The organism is Actinomadura miaoliensis (assembly GCF_039536785.1).
Classification (GTDB): Bacteria; Actinomycetota; Actinomycetes; order Streptosporangiales; family Streptosporangiaceae; genus Spirillospora; species Spirillospora miaoliensis.
On the sequence record NZ_BAAAZG010000047.1, the window covers coordinates 40,651 to 64,012 of the forward strand.

16 protein-coding genes are annotated in these 23,362 nt (G+C 71.2%); 11 read left to right on the forward strand and 5 right to left on the reverse strand.

Features of this window, described 5'->3' with window-relative positions:
• Positions 1 to 215 precede the first annotated feature (215 nt).
• Positions 216 to 1,187, forward strand: coding sequence for a LysR family transcriptional regulator (locus ABD811_RS29560; protein WP_344954318.1), 972 nt, complete (start codon positions 216 to 218; stop codon positions 1,185 to 1,187).
• A gap of 123 nt (positions 1,188 to 1,310) precedes the next feature.
• Positions 1,311 to 3,869 carry a bifunctional FO biosynthesis protein CofGH gene (locus ABD811_RS29565; protein ID WP_344954320.1) on the forward strand — a complete coding sequence of 853 codons (2,559 nt, stop codon included), beginning with the start codon at positions 1,311 to 1,313 and terminating at the stop codon, positions 3,867 to 3,869.
• A gap of 45 nt (positions 3,870 to 3,914) precedes the next feature.
• Here the strand turns inward: ABD811_RS29565 and ABD811_RS29570 are convergent, their stop codons facing one another.
• Positions 3,915 to 6,779: an ATP-binding protein gene (locus ABD811_RS29570; protein WP_344954322.1), complete on the reverse strand. Its 2,865-nt coding sequence runs from the start codon at positions 6,777 to 6,779 to the stop codon at positions 3,915 to 3,917.
• A 256-nt stretch (positions 6,780 to 7,035) separates the two neighbouring features.
• On the opposite strand from ABD811_RS29570, the gene ABD811_RS29575 reads away from it, so the two are divergent.
• The 6 genes from ABD811_RS29575 (at position 7,036) to ABD811_RS29600 (ending at position 12,663) form a co-directional block, all read left to right on the forward strand.
• On the forward strand, positions 7,036 to 9,195 hold the full coding sequence (locus ABD811_RS29575) for a hypothetical protein (protein ID WP_344954324.1): 2,160 nt from the start codon (positions 7,036 to 7,038) through the stop codon (positions 9,193 to 9,195).
• A 2-nt stretch (positions 9,196 to 9,197) separates the two neighbouring features.
• Entirely contained in the window at positions 9,198 to 10,907 is a 1,710-nt protein-coding gene (locus ABD811_RS29580) for a hypothetical protein (protein ID WP_344954326.1), read from the forward strand.
• Positions 10,908 to 10,909: 2 nt separating this feature from the next.
• On the forward strand, positions 10,910 to 11,356 hold the full coding sequence (locus tag ABD811_RS29585) for a hypothetical protein (RefSeq protein ID WP_344954328.1): 447 nt from the start codon (positions 10,910 to 10,912) through the stop codon (positions 11,354 to 11,356).
• 10 nt (positions 11,357 to 11,366) lie between these two features.
• The gene (locus ABD811_RS29590) at positions 11,367 to 11,816 is read left to right on the forward strand and encodes a hypothetical protein (RefSeq protein WP_344954330.1); all 450 of its coding nucleotides are present in this window, start codon (positions 11,367 to 11,369) and stop codon (positions 11,814 to 11,816) included.
• A complete protein-coding gene (locus ABD811_RS29595; protein ID WP_344954332.1) occupies positions 11,813 to 12,172 on the forward strand; it encodes a hypothetical protein in 360 nt (119 codons plus the stop codon). Before ABD811_RS29590 ends, ABD811_RS29595 begins: the two co-directional genes overlap by 4 nt.
• Before the next feature lie 128 nt (positions 12,173 to 12,300).
• Positions 12,301 to 12,663: a hypothetical protein gene (locus ABD811_RS29600; protein WP_344954334.1), complete on the forward strand. Its 363-nt coding sequence runs from the start codon at positions 12,301 to 12,303 to the stop codon at positions 12,661 to 12,663.
• 32 nt (positions 12,664 to 12,695) lie between these two features.
• Here ABD811_RS29600 and ABD811_RS29605 read toward each other — a convergent pair whose 3' ends face one another.
• The 4 genes from ABD811_RS29605 to cofD all read right to left on the reverse strand — a co-directional run bounded on the left by ABD811_RS29605 (position 12,696) and on the right by cofD (position 17,735).
• On the reverse strand, positions 12,696 to 13,625 hold the full coding sequence (locus ABD811_RS29605; protein ID WP_344954336.1) for a hypothetical protein: 930 nt from the start codon (positions 13,623 to 13,625) through the stop codon (positions 12,696 to 12,698).
• Positions 13,626 to 14,293: 668 nt separating this feature from the next.
• Entirely contained in the window at positions 14,294 to 15,433 is a 1,140-nt protein-coding gene (locus ABD811_RS29610; RefSeq protein ID WP_344954338.1) for a M48 family metalloprotease, read from the reverse strand.
• Between the two features lie 68 nt (positions 15,434 to 15,501).
• Positions 15,502 to 16,788 (reverse strand): coenzyme F420-0:L-glutamate ligase, encoded by a 1,287-nt coding sequence (locus ABD811_RS29615; RefSeq protein WP_344954340.1) that lies wholly within the window; start codon positions 16,786 to 16,788, stop codon positions 15,502 to 15,504.
• A complete protein-coding gene (gene cofD / locus ABD811_RS29620) occupies positions 16,785 to 17,735 on the reverse strand; it encodes a 2-phospho-L-lactate transferase (RefSeq protein ID WP_344954342.1) in 951 nt (316 codons plus the stop codon). Before cofD ends, ABD811_RS29615 begins: the two co-directional genes overlap by 4 nt.
• 127 nt (positions 17,736 to 17,862) lie before the next feature.
• On the opposite strand from cofD, the gene ABD811_RS29625 reads away from it, so the two are divergent.
• The 3 genes from ABD811_RS29625 (at position 17,863) to ABD811_RS29635 (ending at position 23,362) form a co-directional block, all read left to right on the forward strand.
• Entirely contained in the window at positions 17,863 to 18,816 is a 954-nt protein-coding gene (locus ABD811_RS29625) for a hypothetical protein (protein ID WP_344954344.1), read from the forward strand.
• Positions 18,817 to 19,023: 207 nt separating this feature from the next.
• Positions 19,024 to 19,287, forward strand: coding sequence for a WhiB family transcriptional regulator (locus ABD811_RS29630; RefSeq protein WP_067907771.1), 264 nt, complete (start codon positions 19,024 to 19,026; stop codon positions 19,285 to 19,287).
• A 184-nt stretch (positions 19,288 to 19,471) separates the two neighbouring features.
• On the forward strand, positions 19,472 to 23,362 hold the full coding sequence (locus ABD811_RS29635) for a glycosyltransferase (RefSeq protein ID WP_344954350.1): 3,891 nt from the start codon (positions 19,472 to 19,474) through the stop codon (positions 23,360 to 23,362).

Below are 23,362 nucleotides of genomic sequence, written 5' to 3' on the forward strand. Positions count from 1 at the left end.
TAGAGCATCGGAAGACCCTTCGATCGTTGCGGGGGGATACGTGGGCCCTGGCCGGGGGCTCGTTCGCGCGCAGGCCCGGGTGGACGGGGTCGGCCGTCCCAGCGGTTCCGGTGGCGGGTCTCGCCGTCCTTTCCGGGCGCACCATCAGTTTGACTGAGTCCAACATTCAGGTCCAGCGACTATTTCTGCAGCGTTTATGTAAGAATCTCTTCACTATGTTGGATCTGGGGCGGCTGCGGGTGCTGCGGGAGCTCAAGCTGCGCGGGACCGTCAGCGCGGTCGCCGACGCCCTCGGCTACAGCCCGTCCGCGGTGTCCCAGCAGCTCGCGCAGCTGCAGCGCGAGGTGGGCGTGCCCGTGGTGGAACGGGCCGGACGGCGGCTGCGGCTGACCGAGGCGGGCGAGGTCCTGGCCGGGCACGCCGAGACGCTGCTGGCCAGCGCGCAGCGCGCCGAGGAGGAGGCCCTGGCCGCCAGCGGCCGGGTCGCGGGCACCGTGCGCGCCGTGGCGTTCCAGACGGCGCTGCTGCACGTCGTCGCCCCCGTCCTGCCGCGCCTGGCCGCCGACCATCCCGAGCTGATCGTCGAGGTGGTCGACGAGGAGTTCGCGCGGGTGCTGCAGGCGCTGGTGCTGCGCGAGATCGACCTGGTGCTGACCGACGAGTACACCCACCTGCCCCGGCCCCGCCGCCCCGAGCTGAACGCCGAGGTGCTGGTCAGCGAGCCGATGCGGATCGCGCTGCCCGCCGGGCACCCGCTGGCGGCCCGTCCCGGCCCGGTGCGCATGGCCGAGCTCACCGAGCAGGTGTGGGCGACCGGTCACGTCGGCACCAACCACGCCGACCTGCTGGAACGCACCTGCGTGGAGCTCGGCGGCTACCGGCCGGTGGTGCGGTACCGGTCCAACGACCTGCTGGTGATCTTCGCGGTGATCGCGCACGGCGGCGCGGCGGCGATCGTGCCCGACCTGGCGCTGGCCGAGGACCAGGCGGGCATCGTGGTGCGCGACATCGCCGACGCCCGGGTGAGCCGCCGCATGGTGATGTGGACGCGCGTCGGCGCGGACGTGCGACCCTCGGTGCGGGCCGTCCTGGCGGCGCTGCGGGATTCGGCGGACGCGCTGGTCGCGGGCCGTCCCGGGCTGGTGCGCGGCGTCCCGGACGCCGATTCCGCGCCCGCGGCGCCCTGACCGCCGCCGGATCGTCGCGGCGGGCGGGAATAAGCGCGGGCCCCGCGGGGCTGCCCACTTCGTCGCGTCTTTTCGCCCCGCCCCCATGGGCGTGAAATATGACGATTGGCATAGAGTGCCTGCATGGACGCTGGTGCTGTAACGGACTCCGCGCTCCGCCGGGCCCTCGCCCGGGCACGCGACGGCAAGACGCTCGACCTCGACGAGGCCACCACCCTGCTGCACGCCCGTGGCGCGCGGCTCGACGACCTGCTCGACCACGCCTCCCGGACCCGCGACGCCGGCCTGGCCGCCGCCGGACGGCCCGGGATCATCACCTACAGCCGCAAGGTCTTCATCCCGCTGACCCGCCTGTGCCGGGACCGCTGCGGCTACTGCACGTTCGCCACCGTGCCGCACCGGCTGGACGCCCCGTACCTCAGCCCCGACGAGGTGCTGGAGATCGCCCGCCAGGGCGCCGCGCTCGGCTGCAAGGAGGCCCTGTTCACCCTCGGCGACAAGCCCGAGGACCGCTGGCGGCAGGCCCGCGAGTGGCTCGACGCGCACGGCTACGACGACACCCTGTCGTACGTGCGGGCGATGGCCATCCGGGTCCTGGAGGAGACCGGGCTGCTGCCCCACCTCAACCCCGGGGTGATGTCCTGGCGCGACTTCCAGCGGCTCAAGCCGGTCGCGCCGTCCATGGGCATGATGCTGGAGACCACCGCGACACGGCTGTTCAGCGAGAAGGGCGGCCCGCACTTCGGGTCCCCGGACAAGGACCCCGCCGTGCGGCTGCGCGTGCTGGAGGACGCCGGCCGCACCAACGTGCCGTTCACCACCGGGATCCTCATCGGCATCGGCGAGACGCCCGCCGAACGCGTCGACGCGATCTTCGCGATCCGCCGGACGATGCGCGAGTACGGGGCGATCCAGGAGGTGATCGTCCAGAACTTCCGCGCCAAGCCCGACACCAAGATGCGCGGCACGCCCGACGCCGAGCTGGAGGAGCTGGCCGCCACCATCGCGGTCACCCGGCTCGTCCTCGGGCCCAAGGCGCGCATCCAGGCGCCGCCCAACCTGGTCGACGACCAGTACGCGCTGATGCTGCGCGCGGGCATCGACGACTGGGGCGGCGTGTCACCGCTCACGCCCGACCACGTCAACCCCGAGCGTCCCTGGCCGCAGATCGACGAGCTGGCCGCCAGGACCGCCGCCGCGGGCTTCGAGCTGCGCGAACGCCTGACCATCTACCCCGAGTACCTCAAGCGCGGCGAACCGTGGCTCGACCCCCGCCTGAGCGCGCACGTCGCCGCCCTCGCCGACCCCGCGACCGGCCTGGCCCGCGAGGACGCGGTGCTCCAGGGCCGTCCCTGGCAGGAACCCGACGGCGGGCTGGAGTCGTCCGGCCGCACCGACCTGCACGTGGAGATCGACACCACCGGCCGCACCGGCGACCGCCGCGAGGACTTCGACTCGGTCTACGGCGACTGGGACGCCCTGCGCGAGCGCATGAACGCCCCGCAGCGCTTCGACGCCGACGTCAAGGCCGCGCTCGCCGCCGCCGAGACCGACCCCGCCGGCCTGTCGGACGACGAGGCCCTCGCCCTCCTGCACGCCGACGGCCCCGAACTGGACGCGCTGCAGAAACTCGCCGACGACCTGCGCCGCGAGGCGGTCGGCGACGACGTCACCTACGTCGTCACCCGCAACATCAACTTCACCAACGTCTGCTACACCGGCTGCCGGTTCTGCGCGTTCGCCCAGCGCCGCACCGACGCCGACGCCTACACGCTGTCGCTGGCGCAGGTCGGCGACCGCGTCGACCAGGCGTGGGAGGCCGGCGCCACCGAGATCTGCATGCAGGGCGGCATCCACCCCGACATGCCCGGCACCGCGTACTTCGACCTCGCCCGCGAGGTCAAGCGCCGTGCCCCCGGCATCCACCTGCACTCCTACAGCCCGATGGAGGTCGTCAACGGGGCGTCCCGCACCGACATGTCGATCCGCGAGTGGCTCCAGGAGGCCAAGGCCGCCGGGGTCGACTCGCTGCCCGGCACCGCCGCCGAGATCCTGGACGACGACGTCCGCTGGGTGCTCACCAAGGGCAAGCTGCCCACCGACCAGTGGATCGAGGTCGTCACCACCGCCCACGAGATCGGCCTGCCGACGACGTCCACGATGATGTACGGCCACGTCGACACGCCCGCGCACTGGGTGGCCCACATCAAGCTGATCCGTTCCATCCAGGAACGGACGGGCGGCTTCACCGAGTTCGTGCTGCTGCCGTTCGTCCACCACAACTCGCCCATCTACCTGGCCGGGCTCGCCCGTCCCGGCCCCACCGCCCGCGAGAACGTCGCGGTGCACGCGCTGGCCCGCATCCTGCTGCACGGCGCCATCCCCAACATCCAGACCTCCTGGGTGAAACTGGGCGACGAGCTGTGCACCCGCGTCCTGCAAGGCGGCGTCAACGACCTGGGCGGCACCCTCATGGAGGAGACCATCAGCCGCATGGCCGGCTCCGAGAACGGCTCCTTCAAGACCATCAGCTCCCTGGAGGCCATCGCCGCCCAGGCGGGCCGCCCCGCCCGCCAGCGCACCACCCTGTACGGCGAGGTCCCCGAAGAACGCATCGAGGCCGCCCGCCGCACCGACGGCGTAGGCCACTTCGGCAAGGGCCTCCCCCTCATCGGCGCCTGACCAGTCCGGCCGGGGGCGCCCTTGGACGGCGCCCCCGGCCGGAGGTCAGGACACGTCGCCGGCCTCCGGCACGGGGGGCGGAAGATACGACCCGAGCAGACCGTCGGCGTTGCTCAGCGCGGCGGTGGCCTCCCGTAGCCGCTCGGCCCAGTCGGCGTCGTCGCGGCGGGCGCCCACGGCGGTCTCGATCGCCGACGGCGTGGTCGTGCCCCACAGCGCGGCGGCGCGGGTGGCCTGGTCGCGCTGGTCGCGGTTCCACCAGGCGGTGACGTGTCCGAGCTGCTCGGCGAGCGTCGCGCCGGGGACGGCCCGTCCGTAGACGGCCTCCCATTCGTCACTGCGGGGATGGCGCCCGGCGCCGGGTGACCGGCGGTGGGCGCGCTCAAGGTCCTCCAGCACCACGCACCACCGGTACGGGGTGGCGAAGTACTCGGCCTCCTCACCGACGCAGACGCTCTTGCCGTCCAGACGGCCGCGCAGCACCTCCGCCAGGTGATCGGCGAACCCGCGCGGGTCGCACGTCGGCGGGATCGCCGTGGAGCGGGCGGCGATGGCGGCGTCGACGGCGTGGGAGATCGCGCAGTCGCGCACGCGCGCGGGCAGCGCCCGCAACGCGCCCAGGGCGGCGGCGTCGGGAACGGGACACCCCCACCCGGTCAGGTGCGCCGCCGTCGCCAGCTCCGCCCACAGCACGTAGTCCGGTCGATCGCCCAGGACGCGCTGGGCGGTCCGCATGTCCCGCAGCGTGCAGGGAGAGTCGCGGCAGTCGGCCCCGCACGTACCACTACGAGGAGACACCAGCACCCCGGGCGAGGCCGCCGTCGCCGTGGACGTGCTCTCCAGGCGCGTGCCGTCCGGCATGCGGACCAGATGCGGGTAGTCCATGCCGTCGGTGAACACCGCGCCCTCCCCGGGCGTGAGGGTGACCAGGAACTGCGACTGCCGTTCGGTGATGTTCATGGTGGCGCCGACCGCGTCCCGGTCGTCCTGGGCGGGCAGCCGATGCACGATCTTGACGGCGGTGTTCTTGATGACGTCGGGGACGAGCTTGGACGGGATCTGCTCGGCGATCACCAGTCCCTCCCCGTAGGCGCGGATCTCGGCCAGCAGGCTGGCGAACGTCTCCACCGCGTGGGCGGCCGGCCCCGCCTGCTCGCTGCGGCGCAGCAGCCGGTGCGCCTCCTCGAAGACGCTCAGATGCCGCAACCCCCCGGCGGCGACGCCGTCATGCCGCTGCCGCAACCGCAGATGCTCCACCAGACGCACCAGGACCGTCCCCATGAGGAACGCCTTGTCACGGTCGTCCCCGACGTCCTCGATCTCCAGCACCACGTTGCGCGCCAGCAGCCGGTCGAAGTCGATCGGATGGCCGCCCTCGAAGAACCGCCCGGTGGTGCCCAGCCGCAGGCTCGACAGCCGGACACGGATGAAGCCGCGGACGTTGTCGGTGATCTCCTGCCCGTAGCCGATCTCGTCCACCACCTGCTCCGCGACGGCCTGCAGGTCGGCCAGCGTCGGATAGCGGGGCCGCGTGCCCGGGACGACCGGCTCGCCCAGCGCCAGATCCCAGCCGAGCCGCTCGTAGCAGCGGGTCAGCGCGGCCGACAGAACCTGGGGAAAGGGCTCGTCGGCCTCGAACGCCGCCAGGAACAGCGCGCGCACCAGATCGGCATGGGTCTGCAAGGGAAAGGGCCGCCCGTCGGGCCCGGCCGCGGGCTCCAGCGGATTGATCCCCGCCGCGATCGCCTCGGCGTCGCCGGGCCGGATCGCCACGACCTCCGCCTCCCCGGCCAGCCGGGCGGCCATCAGCCGGTACTCGGCCTTGGCGGGCTCCACCACCAGCCAGGGCAGCCCGGCCAGGCTCGCGGCCGTCAGCAACGCCCGCACGGTCTGGGACTTACCGGCACCGGTGGCACCGCACACGAAAGTGTGCCTGTTCAGGCTCGTCAAAGGCAGGACCAACGGCCCCACTTCGCGGCGATTGCGGTCCAGCACCTGCCCCAGCCGCACCGCGGCCGCCGGGTCGGGCACGGATTCGGGCGTGACGTCGAATTCCGGCCGCATGACGAACCGGACCCCCGCGATTTCCCTGATCGGAGGACGCGCCAACGCCGCCACCAATTGCGTGCTCGCCTCGAACGGGAAAACCGCCGCGTCGTCCGCGGGCTCCGGCACCAGCGCATAAGGAAGCCGGTCAAGGTCGGCGGACGCGCACACCAATGCCGCCACCCGCGCGGCGTCCCGCGCCGTAGCGGCCCCCGCCATCAGATGAACCCGCCACAGACCCGACGTGACGGCCTGCCGCAGCTCGCGGTGCCGGCGCTCCAGCCGATCGGCCGCCACCGCGTTCTCGGGCGACATGTCCGCCATCGAACGGGCATGCTGCTGCCGGTCGGCCAGATCATCGGCCAGGCTCGCCGCCTCCACCGGACCCACCGGTTCGGCCACCATCATCCAGGCGAACGGCCGCATCCAGACCGACAGCAGCCCTTCCTCCAACGACGGCCGCGCCGACTCACCCAGGCCCGGCACGGCGGCGTCCGCCAGCAGCCCGTCGGCGATGCCGCCGATCCGGACCCAGTACGGCAGGGCGCCCATCGCGGCGTCGACGGCCCCGTCCGGCAGCATGACGCCGCGTCCACCCGCCGGCAGGCTGAGCGTCACCGAACCGGCCGGAGCCTCCGCGCCGGCCTGGCCCGCGATCAGCGCGTCCCCGCCGACGAACACCTCGGTCGGCCCGAACGCCTGCGCACGCCGCCACCCCAGCAGCACCGCACCGTCCCCCGAGTGGTAGGCCGACACCAGCGCCGCCACCCGCTGATCCCGCCATTCGTCACGTCCCTCGGCCTCGGGCTCGTCACCGGACCGCCGCGGCACCTCCAGCAGCCGGCACACCGGCAAGCCCCGCACGACATCCCAAACCGACCCACCGGTCATCGCTGCCTGGATCCTCCTTCGGTCGTCGCGGCCCGGTCAGGCTATTGAGCAAGGATTCCAATGTGAACCCCCGTTTCTGATCGGGCGTGGTGACAAGTTCCGTGTCAATCTGCTTGGGTTGTTTGCGGTAATCGCTCCCGAAGCCGGAGCAACGCCGCGTGATCGAGACGGGAGAACGGGGAAACGGGGGCTCAGCGTGGTGACCGGCGAACCGATCGATCATCAGCGCGTGCTGACCCGCCGCGCCGCACTCTTCCATCCCGACCCCCGCCTGGGCTGGGTGTTCCGGGACCGCTGGTGGTTTCTGCGGCCCTTTTCCGAACCCCCGCCGCAACAGCGTCACCTGCCCGAATACCTGAAACGCCGGGTCGCCGAGACCGAGCGGCTCGCGCGTCGCCGGCTGCGCCGCACCCTGCCGCTCGGCCTTCTCGGCGCGGCGGTCCTGGCGTCGCTCTCCGCCGTCATGGGCGGCTCCACGACGCTGTGGGTGCTCGCCCTGCTGGCCGCGATCCCCTGGCCGGCCCTGACCCTGCTCGCCGTCCGGCAACGCGAACAGGCACGTCAGGCCTACGAGCTGGCCCAACACCAGACCACCGGCGGCTACCAGGCCGAAGCCCGGCAGTGGCGGGAACGCAAGCAGGCGCACGAGGCCGCCGAACAAGCCCGCGTCAACGCCCTGCCGGAATGGAGCGCGGTCCCTCGCCCCTCCCGCCGCCTGGACGTGTTCGGCGGCACACTCTGGTCCTGGGAGGCCCTGCTCACCACGTACGGCGCGTCCGCCCTCGCCACCCAACCCCTCCTGGTGCTCGACCTGTCCCGCGAACTGGTCAGCGGGGAACTGGTCGCACTCGCCGAAGAGGGCGGGATCGACGTGGACGCCCAACTGCTCCCCAGCCGCCAGGCGTCCTCCACGTTGCTGTCCGGCCTGCCGCCCCGGGACCTCGTGGACGCGATCGTGGAATCCATGCACGGCGGCACCCCGGACGCCGCCCGCGCCGACCGCAGCATGGACGACCGCATCCTGACCAAGGTCTGCGACGCCCTCGGCGACCAGGTCACCCTCGGCCGGATGGCCGCGGCGCTCCGCGTCCTGATGGGCGAACCCGAAACCTCCGAGACCCTCACCCGCGACGAACGCCGGCGCATCGCCGGCGAGCTGTTCTCGGTGGAGTACCGGCGCCAGGCGCACACGAACCTGTCAAGGATCGAGTCCTACATCCACCCCCTGGAGAACCTCGGCACCGAGGCCCGCTCTGGCTCGACGCGGGCCGACTCGGGGCGGGCCGGCTCGGCGCGGGCCGGCTCGGGGCGGGCCGGCTACCTCACCTGCATCGCCCTAGACAGCCAGGCCCGCAACGTCCGCGCCGACCTGCTGACCGACCTGATCGTCCAGTGGGTCACCCAGCGCATCACCGCCTCCCACGACTCCACCCCGGCACTCGTCGTCGCGGGCGCCGACGAACTGGCCCGCCGCCACCTGGAACGCCTGTCGGACGCCTGCGAACGCCGCGGCGTGCCGCTGACCTTCATGTTCCGGCGCCTGCGCGAGACGTCCGCGGAGCTGATCGGCGGCGGCGCGGTGGCGTTCATGCGGCTGGGCAACCACGAGGACGCCACCCGCGCCGCCGACTTCATCGGCCGCGACCACCGCTTCGTCCTCTCCCAGATCACCAAGAACGTCGGCGGCAACGAGTCCCACACCACCACCGACACCACCGGCGAAGGCGACTCCGACAGCCACAGCACCAGCCACACCACCGGAACCTCCACCAGTTGGGGCACGTCCCGCTCGTCCGGCGCCAACTACTCCGGCGGCGGACTGTTCCCCGACCGCTCCACCTCCCGCGGCAAGGGCAGCAACCGAGGCGGCTCCACCAGCCACAGCGACACCGAGGGACGCACCGTCTCCACCTCCCGCAACTGGTCCGCCGCCTACGCCTACGCGGAGGGCACCAACTGGAGCGACTCCGACAGCATCCAACGCGTCTACGAGTACGCCGTCGAACCGGTCACACTGCAGCACCTCCCCGACCACGCCCTCCTCCTGGTGGAGTCCGCCCCAGGCGGCGGCCGCACCCTCACCCCCGTCGAGTGCGACCCGGCCATCATCACCCTCGACCGCGTAAGCACAGCCCCGCTCCCGCCTCCCCAGCAGGCCATCACCCCGTCCGCCGCCGCCCCAACCCCCCAGTGGCTGACCCCACCCACCCCAGCCGCTCCCAGACCACCCCTGCCCTACGCGCCAGGCCCCCCGCCCGGCTACCAAACCGGCCCACGCCAGCAAGACGACCACTCAAGCCAGGCGCGACCGACACCCCCTCGCCGACAGCCACCCGGCGAAACCCCACCACGCCAAGGCCCCCCACCCCTGTTCGGCGGAAAGGAATAAGCATGGCCGTCGAGCACACCAACAACGACACCCGCCCCGAAACCACCGAGGCCCCACGCACCCCCGAAAAGCCTCCACCGCCCCCACCCGACAGGCCGGGCGCCCCAGGCCAACCCTCCCGAGCCGAAAGCCGCGCCGCCGCCCAGGCTCCTGAAACCGCCCAACGCGACGACAAGCCGTCCGTGGACAAGCCCCGCCCCACACCGCAAGAAAAACCGACCACCGCACCGGAGCAACCCACCGACTGGAGCCCCCGCCGCGCCTCCAGAGAAGCCACCACCCAGCCCCAAGACAAGCCGTCCACCACCCCTGCGGACGAGCACACCCCCACCCCAACCGACTGGAGCCCCCGCCGCACCTCCCGAGAAGCCACCACCCGCCCCCAGGACACCGCCACCCCCGAACGCGCCCCGAGCACCAAGGACGACGAAGGCACGGGTAAGCAGCCTCCAGAGGTGACGGACCTGGGCCCACGCCGCGCGTCCGAGGAAGCCGCCACTTCGGAACCACGAGCCGAGGGCGGCAAGGAGGCCACCCGCGGCCGGGAGTCCCAGCGCGTCCGCGAAACGAACACGGAAGGCACCACGTCCAAGCCTCAGTCACCCGAGACAACGGACCGACACTCCAGCGCCGAAGGAGGCGAGACCAAACCAGACCGCACCCCGCCGGCAGAAGGCACCACCCACCGCCCGTCCGAGGCCACTGACACAGCTCTCCTCGACGATCCAGCCAAGGCCGCCAAGGACCCCACCTCCACCAGCGACGCCCCCTCCGGCAAAGCTCCTGCCGACCAACCACCCCGCCAAGACCAGCGGCAACCCCCCACCCTCGCCGTCGCCGACAGCCCCCAGGCCACAACCCCGAATGCCTCACCCGACGCCCCTTCAAAGGCACCCGGCCCCACCGACCAGCCACCGCCGCCCGAGCCCGTCGCCGCCGCCAAAGCCCCGGACTCCCCGTTCGACGCTCCTCCCACCACCGAACCTTCGAAGCCCAACGCCGACCAGCCGACCAACAACACCGGCGAGTTGGACACGAATGCACCGGCCCAGTCGCGCGACGCCACCGACCCAGGCAAGACTGGCCCCAATGAAGTCGCCACAGCCGAGGACCCCACCGACCGCGCGGACACCCAGCCGCCAGTCGGCGATGCCGACGCGCCCGAACCCGAGGGTGACGCACCAACTCCGGTCATCGAGCCCGCCCGCCAACAACCCGAGCCCGCAACAGCCGAGGCCCTACCAGCGCCCGTCACCGAGCAGGCCCCGGCGTCAAACGACGCCTCCACGCGCTTCCAACTCACGATCAATGGCCGTCCCCTTCGGGAGTACCTCGACCCCGCCGGTGCATACGGCGGTTGGGGAGATGTCGGTGATCCAGTTCCGGACCCCACTGACCGGACAGGGGACCGGATTGCGAAGCTGGAGAATGAGAAACAATCTCGAAGTGAAGCCTTCCGCAGAGGTTTCCATCGAGAAGGCGAACGACTGGTTGATCGTGCGGGCAAGACGGCTGGCAAAATACAGGACGTGCTCAAAGGTCGCCCCCCGACAGGCAAGGCTGAGACGCGGACTGGCGCTGACATCGCCCCTGCACCCCATCAGGGGCTTGATGCTGGGAACGTGGTGACTTCAGCTCTGGTTACGGGTGTGCTGGCAGGTGAGGGTGTCCGATGGCTTCGGCGAAAAGTGCGTAGTAGAAAGGGTGGATGACAATGGCTGTTACCGACCAGGAGGTCGCGGTTCTTCGTGCCCATCTGGCGAGGGACTTTGAAGAATACGAGCGTCTGTGGCCCCAGCTTGATCGAGGTGCCGCCGCTAGGGGCTATACCGCCTTGATCGCCGCTGCATTCTTCGAGGCAGTCGATCGACGATTCTCTGGGCAGCTCAACAAGGCCGACGTGGTCGAATATGTTGGCGAGGTGCGTGCACGTTTCGACGAGCAAGGGACGGAGATCGACCCGCTTGCTGCCGAGGTCATGATACGAGCTGCACTCGGTGATGAGGTCGATGCAGACCTCGACGACGAGACCGTAATCAGCACTCAACTTTTCGTGCTTACCGCATTGGTTCTCGACGAGGAACTCGATGGCGCAGCGCTGGACGAGTTTCTCGCCGAAGCGCGTAAGACGGCTGACCATTGGCTCAGTCAGCCCTCTTGACATGTCGAGCATGCAAGTGACCGATGAGCACGTCAAGGCATTGCGGTCCTATCTCTTGGAGGAACCCGAAGTATGGATTCCGTTGCACAAGAGGCTGCTGGAATCCGGGCGGGCCCAAGGGTATGAGTTGCTGATCTGGGCCGCGTTCGTCCTGCTGGTTCGCAGGATGTTTTCGCCGACCTGGTCGCTCGACAAGGTGATTCGGTACGTGGCCGGCGTGCGTGCCTCATTTGGTGAACAAGCTGGTCTGATCGATGCCCGAGTGGCCGAGAGCCTGATGCGTCGCGCGCTCGGCGACGAGGCGAACACCGGCGAGGCGCTCGACAGGGCGGGCGACGAGTCAAAGGCGCATGCCCAACTCATGATGCTGATGGCGTTGGCTTCAGACGCGAATTTTGACGACTCCGCGCTGGATGATCTCTTGAACTCTGCTCGGGAATTGGCTGAACAGTGTCAGTGACCTACGAGGAGGCTCAAGAGGTCGTCCGCGAACGCTTCGAGCGTGGATGGGCTCATGGCACCTTCTGCCTGGACGATCGGGTGATCGTCGAGAACGAGGAGTTCTACGTCTTCAGTATCGGCGCACGAGAGTTCATTATTGACGGCGACGATTCATATGCGATAGTGGGCGGAGTTCCCATCGCGTATAAGAAAGGCGGGCAGATCGGGTCGCGGCCGTCCGTCGGGATTGCCACCGACCCTTCCATTCGAAGCAGGCCTGACCTGATCCGACTCTACAGCTCTGACCCCTGGCCAGACGGTTCAGGCTTTATACAGCGCCGTCGGTGCGACTGGGGGTCTCGATCCAGCGGCTGACTGGCGTTCAGGTGGCGGAAACGACAAAAGGGGCGCCTCGTGGCCTGCGATTATGGGCTTGTCCAAGATCCAGCAACGCAGAACGGCGAGGCATGCCGTAAGTGCAATCCCCTCACGCGGCACCGGCGGTGGCCGCTGCCTTTGATGAACCGAACCTGATCGCCGATGCCGGGCTGGTGCCGGCGGTGTGCCTGGCTGAGCGGATGGGACTGCCCGAGCTGACTACCGGGGCGCTGCGCATCACCGATGCGGGCAACAGCGGGGGCGCCAATCCGGCCATGAAGGTGATGTCACTGATGGCGGCGGTGCATGCGGGCGCCGACACCAGCGATGGCGCCGACCGGCTGCGGGGCGCGTGCATGCCAGTGGCGTTCGGGCGGGTCCGGGCGCGCTGGGCGCGTTCCTGCGGGCGGCTACGCCCTAACGCGGTGCACCGCCGCCTGCTGGGGCGCTGGCGGCGCGGAAGCTGGTTCGGTGCATCTGTGTGGTGATTCCAACAGGCGGGGTGCTGTTCGAGGTGGTGCTATCGCTGTGGAGGAGCAGGAGGCAAGGCGCTTCGTCTGAATACTGGGAACGGGAAGTGGAGGCCGGGGAGTGAGCTCTTCGTTCCCAGGTGGACCGAGACTGGGATGCCGTCGGTTCGGGTGGTCGGAAGTTCGCCCGGCCGGGCGTGGCGGGAAAGATACGCCAGGCCCTGTCTGAGGTGGGCGCGCGGCCCGGGATCGAGGTGGCCGGCCCAGCTGGGCTCTGTTTCGTGGCGCAGCCAGGCGTAGCAGGCCATCGCGTAGCCGAACTCGGGTTCTCTGAGGTAGCCGATCCGTGCATAGCCGTCGTTGCGGACGGCGTTGAGTGTGCGCTCGTCCAGATAGCCCATTGGCTGGACGGAGAAGCCACGCGTGGCCTTTCCGTATCTCAGCGCGGCGTTGGTGCTGAAGATTCCGAATCCGAGATAGACGGTGAGGAGATCGGTCAGCCGCTCGTGGTCGCTGCGCTCGGCGGTGATACGACCTTCACCCAGAAGTCGGACGTGGCACAGTTCGTGGGCGATGATCGCCGTCAGATAGTCCGCGTCGGACGCCTCGCTCACGTCCAGTCCGATGACGGGTCGGCCGTCACGGACGTAGTAATGCCCCACGGCGCGCTTCTCCTCTCGCACCTGCGAATCGTCCTCGTCTCGCAGGTCGAAGAACTCCACGGTGAGGTCGGACGGGTTCAGCGACATCAACGTGCACACGGCGGCGATCAAGCGGTTGATCTGCCGCGGCGTCCCGGTGTATCCGGAAAACAGATTCGGGCCCGGGAGTACGATCCCGTTGTTCAGCGGTTCCCGGCCGAATTCACCCGCGAACCACTTCAAGGACGCCTCGATCCATACCTGCTGGGCTTCACTGACAGGGCAGTCGTCGCTCACTGTCTGTACCCAGGGACGCGGTTCTGCGGGGTTCTCGTCCATGCTTCTCCCGGCGGTCTTGTCCGAACGACGGCCATGCAGCGGCCTGTTCTCGTCTTCGTCTGAAGAAAAGCATAGCTCTGCGACGCGGTCAGGAGAGACACGGATGGCGAGGTGCGCGAGCCATGGTCGTGGCGCGGGTAATCCGGAAAGGCTCTGCACGGCGGTGATCAATTGGAGTAGACAATGGCTGGATACTCGGCGAAGTGATCAGGTTCGTGGTCAACGGGTGGTCTGCGTCGGCGGAGAAACCCGCCAGTTGATGCCTGGGAGGTCGTAAGTCTGATCTCTGTAGCCGATGAGGAGCCGCCTGACAAGGTTGGTCGCGGAAAGCGCGTGCACAGCTCAGGTTGCCGACCGCTTGCTTCTCTGATCGGCCTCTCGATGACGCAGAGCCGTGGGTCTCGACCTCCGTCCGGAAACCAGTCGAACAGTGGCAGCGTCCTACCTGCTCCGAGCAGATGATCGAACTCAGGTAGGCGACATTCCGGCACGTCAGGAGATCGGTAGTGACCGTGCACCCCTGCATGACCGAGAAGTCGGCTGAATGCGGAGGTGATCCCGTGGAGAAGGCGGGACTCGATCGCTACGAGCTTGCTTATCTGTGTGGTGGGGCGAGCGGGTGGCGACGGTTGACTTGGGTGAGGTGTGATTAGTTGCGGGGGAATTGATCAGGTAGGGGGCAGGGTGCGGCGGAGGTGTTGGGCGCGTTGGACGAGGGGGAGGGGGAGTGCGGCGGAGGGGGCGGTGTTCTCGATGTGGGTTTCTACTGCGGTCAGTAGTTCGGGGCCCAGGCCCAGGTGGACGGCGAGGCGGTCTGCTTCGGAGTCCGCGGGGGCTTTCGACAGCCGGGTGAGGGTTGTGGCGGCGTAGGCAATGACGGCCGGGAGTGCCGCGAGCAGGGTGACGGTCGTGGCGACGGCGGCCAGGAGGAAGACCATGAGGAAGCCGATCGGGCGGTGCCAGGCGACGGCCCGCTTCCACATGGGGACGACTGGCGACCACAGTGTTCGTAGCGTCCACCTCAGTGTTCGGCTCGGCAGCGTGAGGTGGGTGGTGACGAACGCGGGCAGGGACTGCAGGCCGCGCTTGTGGCCCAGTTCGTGAGCGAGGACGGCCTCCAGGTGCGGTGTGGGCAGTGATGCGGCGTGGGTGGTGACCGTCACGATTCGTCGGGCCGGTGTGCAGGCGTTCAGGTCGTCCGAATCGGTGACCATGAGCCGGTACTGCCGGTCACGGAGGCCGGCGCGGTGCAGGAGGGCGCGCCACGGCCGTTCGAGGCGGGAGCGCTCGGAGGCGGTCGGTTCGCGGCAGCCGTGGGTTCGTGCGCTCCATGACTGAGCCGCCGGTAGGAAGGTGAACAGCGCGAGCCCGCACCAGGCGGCGAACGGGACCAGCGCGCCCCACGACGGCCAGGCCAGGTGCGCCGCGTAGGCGAGCGGGACGATGATCGCGGCCTCGCCGGCGAGGACCGCGACCACGGTGACCAAGGTCACCGTGGTCGGCCACATTCCCGGACGGTGTGAGCCCTTCGCGGGGGGCGTTGCCGGCTGGGGGCGCAGGCTCAGCGCCTTCGCCGGCGGTGTCTCGCGCGCCGGCACGTTCGCGGGCCCCCGGGCCCGGGTCAACGCCTTGCGGGCGGGACGGCGGGTGGCCGGGGGTGCGACGTGCTCGGTCATGGCGGCGGCCTTGCCGGTCCACGGGCGTGACTGGTCCGTCCAGGTCTGCCCGTCCCAGTACCTTTCGCGCCCCATCCATTGCGGATCTGGGTACCACCCGGGTGGTGCGCTCACCGAGCCCTGCCTCCCCACAACAGGGATTGATCAGCAGACAGTAGGCTGACGCACCACGCGATGCAGCGTCAACGCCCTTGTGGAACTCAGCGGACCTCGATGAAGGTGTCGGGGGAGCGGGGCGGGCGTTCGCGGGGCGGGGCGGCGGCGTGGCCGATGCCCACGGCGCCCATCGGGTCCCAGTCGGCGGGCAGGTCCAGGGTCTTGCGGACGACGTCGCGGCAGAACATCGTGCTGGACACCCAGCAGGAGCCCAGGCCCTCCACGGCCAGGGCGACGAGGAGGTTCTGCACTCCGGCGCCCGTGGCGACGACGAACATCTCGCGTTCGGCCTGGGAGCGGCGCTCGTCGGGGTAGTCGTGCGAGCCGTCCATCACCAGGCACGGCACCACGAGGTAGGGGGCGCGGCGCAGCACGTCGCCGCGGCGCAGGCGCTTGGCGATCGACTCGTCGGAGAAGCCGTCGCGGCGCAGGTCCGCCTCCCAGGCGTCGCGCATGGCGTCCAGCAGGCGCACCCGGGATTCGGGTGACTCCAGCAGGACGAAGCGCCACGGCGTGGTGTGGTGGGGGGCGGGGGCGGTGATGGCCGCTGCCACCGCCCGGCGCACGGCGGCCGGATCCACGGGGTCGGCGGTGAACTCGCGGACGGTGCGCCGGGCGTAGAGCACGTCGGCGGAGCCGTACCGGAACATGTCCTCGGAGGCGGGGCGCACCAGCGCGCGGGCGCCCGGGCCGTCGTCGTCGGTGACCAGGCCGTCCAGGCCCCGGACGACGGCGATCGGCACGCCGTCGAGCTTGCCCTTGACCAGTTCGGCCGCGGAGGCGAGTTCGTCGGCGACGGCGGTGATCGTCGCGTCGAGGCGGTTGCCGTACGCGTCGTCGCGGCCGCGCAGGTCGTGCAGCGGCGCCAGGCCGGCCGCGCCGATCGCCACGTCGGTCAGGCCGTTGCGCCACGGACGCCCGAACGTGTCGGACACGATGACGCCCACGTTCAGCCCCGTGCGTTCCCGGACGCCCGCACGGATGCGGCGGGCGGAGGCGTCCGGGTCCTCGGGGAGCAGCAGGACCGTGCCGGGGGCGGTGTTGGACGCGTCGACCCCGGCGGCGGCCAGCACCAGCCCCTGCCGGGTCTCGACGATGCGGGTCTCGCCGCCCGGGTGGCGGCGACGGGCCACCACGCGGACGGTCTCGGCGTCGATCGCCTTCTCCCGGTCGTCGGCGACCAGCACGCGTCCCTCGGCCTTGCTGACGATCTTGGACGTGACGACGAGGACGTCGCCGTCGGCGATGGCGTCGGCGGGCAGCAGGGCCGCGATGTCGGTGCCCTCGGTGACCTCCGGCAGGCCCGGGACGCCGAAAATCTCCAGTTTCATTCGGCGTCCTTCGTCAGCTCGCGGGCCAGGTCGAGGGCGGCGCCGGCGATGTCGGCGGCGGCGCGTTCGTCGGTCATCAGCAGCGGCCGGGAGCGCACGGCGATGCCCGGCACCTCCACGTCGGTGTCGGTCTCGTCCACCAGCCAGCCGTCCAGCAGGTCCGGGCCGTAGTGGGCGGCCACCGCCGCGGCCGAGGTCTCCACCCCGATCGCGGTCAGGCAGGCGTCGGCCATGCCCCGCACGGGGGCCCCGCCGATGATCGGCGACACGCCGACGACGGTGCGGGCCGCCACCGCGTCGCGGATGCCGGGGACCGACAGGATCGTCCCGATGCTCACCACCGGGTTGGACGGCGGGAACAGCACCACGTCGGCGTCCTGGATCGCGTCGAGGACCCCGGGCGCCGGCTTGGCGTCGTCCGCGCCCACCGGCGCGATCGACCGGGCCGGGACGGACGCCCGCAGCCGCACCCACCACTCCTGGAAGTGGATCGCGCGGCGGCCCTTCTCGGGGTCGTCGATGACGACGTGGGTCTCGACCTGGTCGTCGGTCATCGGGATCAGCCGCACGCCCGGCTTCCACCGGTCGCACAGGGCCTCGGTGACCGCCGACAGCGGGTAGCCCGCGGCCAGCATCTGGGTGCGCACGATGTGGGTGGCGAAATCGCGGTCGCCCAGACCGAACCAGCCCGGCCCCACCCCGTAGGCGGCCAGTTCCTCCTTGACCGTAAAGGTCTCGTCAGCGCGGCCCCAGCCCTGCTCCTCGTTGATGCCGCCACCGAGCGTGTACATCACCGTGTCCAGGTCGGGACAGACCCGTAGCCCGAACAGCGATATGTCGTCCCCGGTGTTGCCGATGACGGTGATCTCCGCGTCCGGGGCCGCCAGCCGCAGCCCGCGCAGGAAGCGGGCTCCACCGATGCCGCCCGCCAGCGCCACGATCCTCATGCGCCCAGCCTAGGGCGCCCCGGAGGCGGCCCTCGCCGCAGGGCCGGGGCGGTTTCCGGATGAGACGACGGGGCACGCGATGTGCAAAGCTTTGCGGAACAACCCATTGCGTACGTCTGGAGAGGTCGTGGTGAACACCGAAGCCGTCCGACGTCTGCGTGAACCGGTCGCCTGGATATTGGTCGCCGCAGCCGGACTGCAATTGCTCGCGGGCATCATCATGTTGTTCATCGGCGGGGGTGACGGCTTCAAGTACCGGGCGTACGCCGAAGCCGGCGACGGCTTCTTCACGCACGTGACCGTGGTGGCGCTGGCGGCGCTGGCGGTCGCGCTGGTGACCTGGGGCCCGGCGCCCACTCCGCAGGCCCGCACCATCACCATGGGCGCGCTGGGCGTGCTCGGCGGCGTCGCGCTGTTCGGCGTCATCGCGCTGCTGGGTTCGCTGTTCGTGGACTCCCAGTACGCGAGCGCGGGCTCCAAGCTGGCCATCTTCCTGTACTGCGCGGCCAAGCTCGCGGTGGTCGGCGCGGGCGGCTGGTTCGTGTTGACGGTGTTCCAGGGCATGCAGCCCGCCCGTCCCCAGGGGGTGGCGCAGATGCCTCCGGGGTACCCCGACTTCGGCTACCAGCAGGGGCAGGGCGTCCCGCCCGGCCAGCCGGGACAGCCCGGTCAGCCCGGTCAGCAGCCGTACGCCCAGCCGTACCAGCAGCCCTACCAGCAGCCGCAGCCGGGCTACCCGCAGCAGTACGGGCAGCCTCAGGGCTACCAGCAGCCGGGGGCCGCGCAGCCGGGGCCGGGGCAGCCCGGTGCGCCGGGCCAGGCCCAGCCGGGGCAGGCGCAATTCGGACAAGGGCAGTTTGGACAGGCTCAGCCTGGGCAACAGCAGTACGGCCAGGGCGGCGGCGCCCAGCAGCAGGACTCGGACGGCGACGACGTCGGCGACTGGACGCGCGCGTACGGCGGCGGCGGTTCGGGTCAGGAGGGCCAGTCGCCGGCTCAGCCCGGCTATGGTTCGCAGCAGGGCGAGCAACGGTCCGATGAGGGCGGCGACTGGTACCGCGACAACCGCCCCTCACAGTGACCTACGGCGCGTTTATCTGATCTCCGTGCCAAAGCCGATCGCGGCGATACCCAAAAAACCCTCTTTGTCCCCTCGGAAACTGGTTCCGCTTGACGGACCGGGCGCTACACGCGTGTAATTTCGTGGGTGTAGTTCTATGCCTTCTCGGGGGATGGAGCTCGAGGGAAGGCAGTGACCAGGGGGGCTCCACGGGCTAGGAGGTGCGCTGTGAGCGAGGTGGTCATCCCGCTGGCGCACGGCACAGAGGGCGAAGAGTTGGGCTGGCAGGAGCGTGCACTGTGCGCGCAGACGGACCCGGAGGCATTTTTTCCGGAGAAGGGCGGCTCCACTCGCGAAGCCAAGAAGGTGTGCCGCGCATGCGAGGTTCGGGCCGAGTGCCTGGAGTACGCGCTGCAGCATGACGAACGTTTCGGTATTTGGGGGGGACTGTCGGAACGGGAGCGTCGCAAGCTGAAGCGTCAGGCCGTCTGACCGAACGGCCCTCCCCGTGACCCCGGAGCCGGGGAGGGCCGAAGGCGGCGCCGCGCGCAATTCGTCGCGCCGCCGATCCGGGGAGATCCCGGACGCGTCCGCTACGGCGCGCGTACAGTTGTCAGCCGTGTCGGCCCCCGGCCGGCACGGCTGCTGACTGTCGACCCACAGATCGAGCGGACCCTTGTCGCCCACTGTCGATCGCCACGTCGTCACGGCGGTCCTCGTCGCCCATGACGGCGCGCGCTGGCTTCCGGAGACGCTGAAGGCGCTGCTGACACAGACGCGGCCGGTGCAACGCCTCGTCGCCGTGGACACCGGGAGCCGCGACCGCGGCCCGGCCGTGCTGGCCGAGGTCGCCGGCACCGGCAACGTGCTGACCCTGCCCCGCGCCACCGGCTACGGGCAGGCCATCGCCGAGGCCCTGCGCCACCCCGCCGCGTCCCTCCCCGTCCCCGACGACCGGCCCGGCGAGCCCCGCACCGAATGGGTGTGGCTGTTGCACGACGACTCCGCCCCCGCGCCCGACGCGCTCGCGCTGCTGCTGCGCGTCGCCGACGCCGACCCCCGCGCCGCGGTGCTCGGCGTCAAGGCCCGCGACTGGTACGACCGCCGCACGTTGCTGGAACTGGGCGTGTCCATGGACGGCGCGGGCCGCCGCGAGACCGGCCTGGACCGTCACGAGCTGGACCAGGGACAGCGCGACGGCGTCCGCGACGTGCTGGCCGTCGGCAGCGCCGGGATGCTGGTGCGCCGCGACGTGTGGGACCGGCTCGGCGGCTTCGACGCCGACTTCGGGTTGTTCCGCGACGACATCGACTTCTGCTGGCGCGCGCACGCCGCCGGGCACCGCGTCCTCGTCGTCAGCGACGCCGTCGTCCACCACGCGCAGGCGTCCCACAGGGGACTGCGCGAGATCGGCATGTTCGCCGAGTCCCGGCGCCGCCGCGACCGGCGCAACGCCCTCTACACGCTCCTGGCGAACGTGCCGGTGGGGGCCGCGTCGCGAATTCTCCTACGCAACCTCCTCGTCGCCCTGACGCGGGCGCTCTACCTGACGATCCTCAAACGGCCGCAGGACGCACGCGACGAGCTGGCGGCGCTGGCCGACGTGCTACGCGCGCCTGGACGGCTCCGCAGGGCGCGCAAGGCGCGGGCCGAGGGACGCAGACACGTCTACCGCAGTGTGCGCCGCCTCATGCCCCGCCGTGTCGCGCCCCGCCGCCTCTACGAGAACGTCCTCAACCGCCTGTCCGCACGCGACGACGAGGACGAGACACCCGCCCCCGAGGGCCCCGGCCGTCTGCGCCGTGTGCTGACCCGCCCCGGCGTCATGCTCGTGCTCGCCCTCACCGCCGTGACACTGGCCGCGGAACGCTCACTGCTCACCGCGGGCGGACGTCTCGGCGGGGGCGCGCTGGTGCCCGCCTCGGGGGGAGCCGGCGACCTGTGGGCGCAGTACGTCTCCGGCTGGCATCCCGTGGGGCTGGGCTCGGACGCCGGCAGCCCCCCGTACGTGGCGGTGCTGGCCGCGTTGTCCACGGTGCTGTTCGGCAAGCCCTGGCTGGCGATGGCCCTGCTTCTCCTGGCGAGCGTGCCGTTGGCGGGGCTGACGGCCTACTACGCGTCGCGCACCCTGATGGTGCAACTGCCGCGCATAGGCCGCAGGGCGCGCGGACGGCGCGTGCCCGGCGCCGCGGTGCGGGTGTGGTTCGCCGCCTCCTACGCGCTGCTGCCGTCCGCCACAGGGGCGGTCTCCAGCGGACGGTTCGGCACGTCCGTCGTCATTGTGCTGCTGCCGCTCATCGCCGTCCAAGCCGTGCGCCTCTACGGCCTGCCGCGCAGGAGCACCGACGCCCGCCGCGCCGACCGCGCCGCCTGGGCGGTGGCCTTCCTGCTGACGATCGCGATGGCGTTCGTACCGCTGACGTGGCTGCTGGCCCTCGCCGCCGGGGCGCTGTCATGGGTGCTGCTCGGCGGGCCCCGCGTACGCACCCGCCTGGTCATCGCCCTGGGCGTACCGCCGTTGCTGCTCCTGCCGTGGACGGTCGGCCTCCTGCTGCACCCGTCCCGCTTCCTGCTGGAGGCGGGCCTGCACGGCGCCACCCCGCCCCTGCCGACCGCCCACGACCTGCTGACGCTGAACCCCGGCGGTCCGGGCGTCCCCGCCCGCTGGACCATGTACGGCCTCGTGCTGGCCGCGCTGTGCGCCCTCCTGCTGCGGGGCCGCCGCACCGTCGTCGCGGCGGGCTGGGCGGTGGGCATCCTGGGGCTGCTCACCGCGATCCTCATCAGCGCCGCCACCGTCACCAAGGGGGCCGACAGCGCCCCCGCCTGGCCCGGCGTGGCGCTGACCTTCGCCGCCGCCGGAATCCTGCTCGCGGCCGCCGTCGCCGTACGGCGCGCCGCGGAAGTCCTCGGCCGACACCTCGTCGCCACCGCCGCCGGCGGCCTCATCGGGGTCGCCGCCGTGGCGACACCCCTGCTCGCCGCAGGGGCCTGGGTTCTGAACGGCGCCGAGGGGCCTGTCGGCCACGTCCCCCACACCGTTCCGCTCTTCGTCAACGCCCCGACAGGCCCGCGCACCCTGGTCCTGCACCGCGAAGACGACGGACGCGTCTCCTACACCGTCCTACGCGGCACCGAGCCGAGCCTGGGCGAGAACGAGACCCCCGGCCCCGACCACCTCCAGGACCTCGTGGCCGCAATGGCCGCAGGCCGCGTGGGGGACGGCCCCAGGCTCACCCGTATGGGCATCCAGTACGTCCTGGTTCCGCGCCCCGCCCGCGACGCCCTCACGCCAGTCCTGGACGCCAACCCCGAACTCACCCGCCTCAACCGCACCGGCGCCTACGGCGTCTGGCGCCTGCAGCCCTCGGCCGGCCGCCTCATGCTCCTGGACGGCCGGAACATCACCCCGCTGCCCTCCGACCACACCAACGCCCGCGTCCGCATTCCCCCGGGCAACGGCCCCCGGACCCTCCTGCTGGCCGAACCCGCCGACGGCGGCTGGCGCGCCACCCTCGACGGACGCGACCTCAAGGGCAAGACCGTGGACGGCTGGGCCCAGGCCTACGACATCCCCGCCTCCGGCGGAATGTTCGACCTCTCCCGCAGCATGATCCTGCGCCACACTTGGGTCGCCCTCCAGGCCGTCGCCGTCCTGGTGGTGGCCGCCCTGGCCCTCCCAGGCACCCCCGAGGCCCCCACCCCCGGGTACCGCCGCCGCCCCCGCCGCCGAGTCCCCGCGGACCTCGCCGCCGCCTCGGACAAGACCCCCGCCGACGCCCCCGCAGAGGACAGCCGCGCAGCCACCCCGGACGGCGAGAGCACCCCCCAACAGGAGCCCTACCCCCTCACCCCCAAGGGCCCGTCCTCACACGAGACACCCCCGTACGGCCTCCCCACGCCCACGAGCACCCCGAGACACCCCGCTGAGGCCACCTCACCCAACCCCACTGCCACCGCCAGCCCGGCCCACCGGGGAGAGACCACCACCCCCGATGGGCACCTGACACGCGACGGTGAGCCCCGCACAGACACGGCGGCCGCGCCCGTCGTCCCCCCGAGCCACGCCCAAAGCGCCCCGGCCTCCCCGCCGGCCACAAAGCCACGCGCCGAGGTGAACGCTGGGCGCAGCGGAGTCTTTTCCCGCGCCGCCAAGGCCGCCTCGTTCGCCGAGCGCTTCCCACGCCGCAAGGGCCTGGCCCTCCCGGCCGACCCCGTCCAGCACAACGCGAACCCCACTACGAAGCCGACCCTCGACGACACTCAGGAGGACCCGGCCGCCGGACGCGGCGAGCAGTCTTCTGACGCTGTTGGGGATGCCTCGCGTCCTGCGGCCGAGCCCTTCCGGGACGGTGCGGCTTCCAAGCCTTTTGTAGAGCCTTCGTCGCATGGTGAGGCGGCCGGGCCCGGTGCCGAGGCCGGCTCCCCTCGTCGTGCGGGCTCTCGTCGTGGGGGCGGCTTGGCAGGGGACGGCGCGGAGTTCTCCTCCGCTGGGGAAGCGGGTGCCCTTGGCGGTGAGCGGGGTGCGGAGTCGCGGGACGCGGGTGTGGCGGAGGAGCGGCGGTGA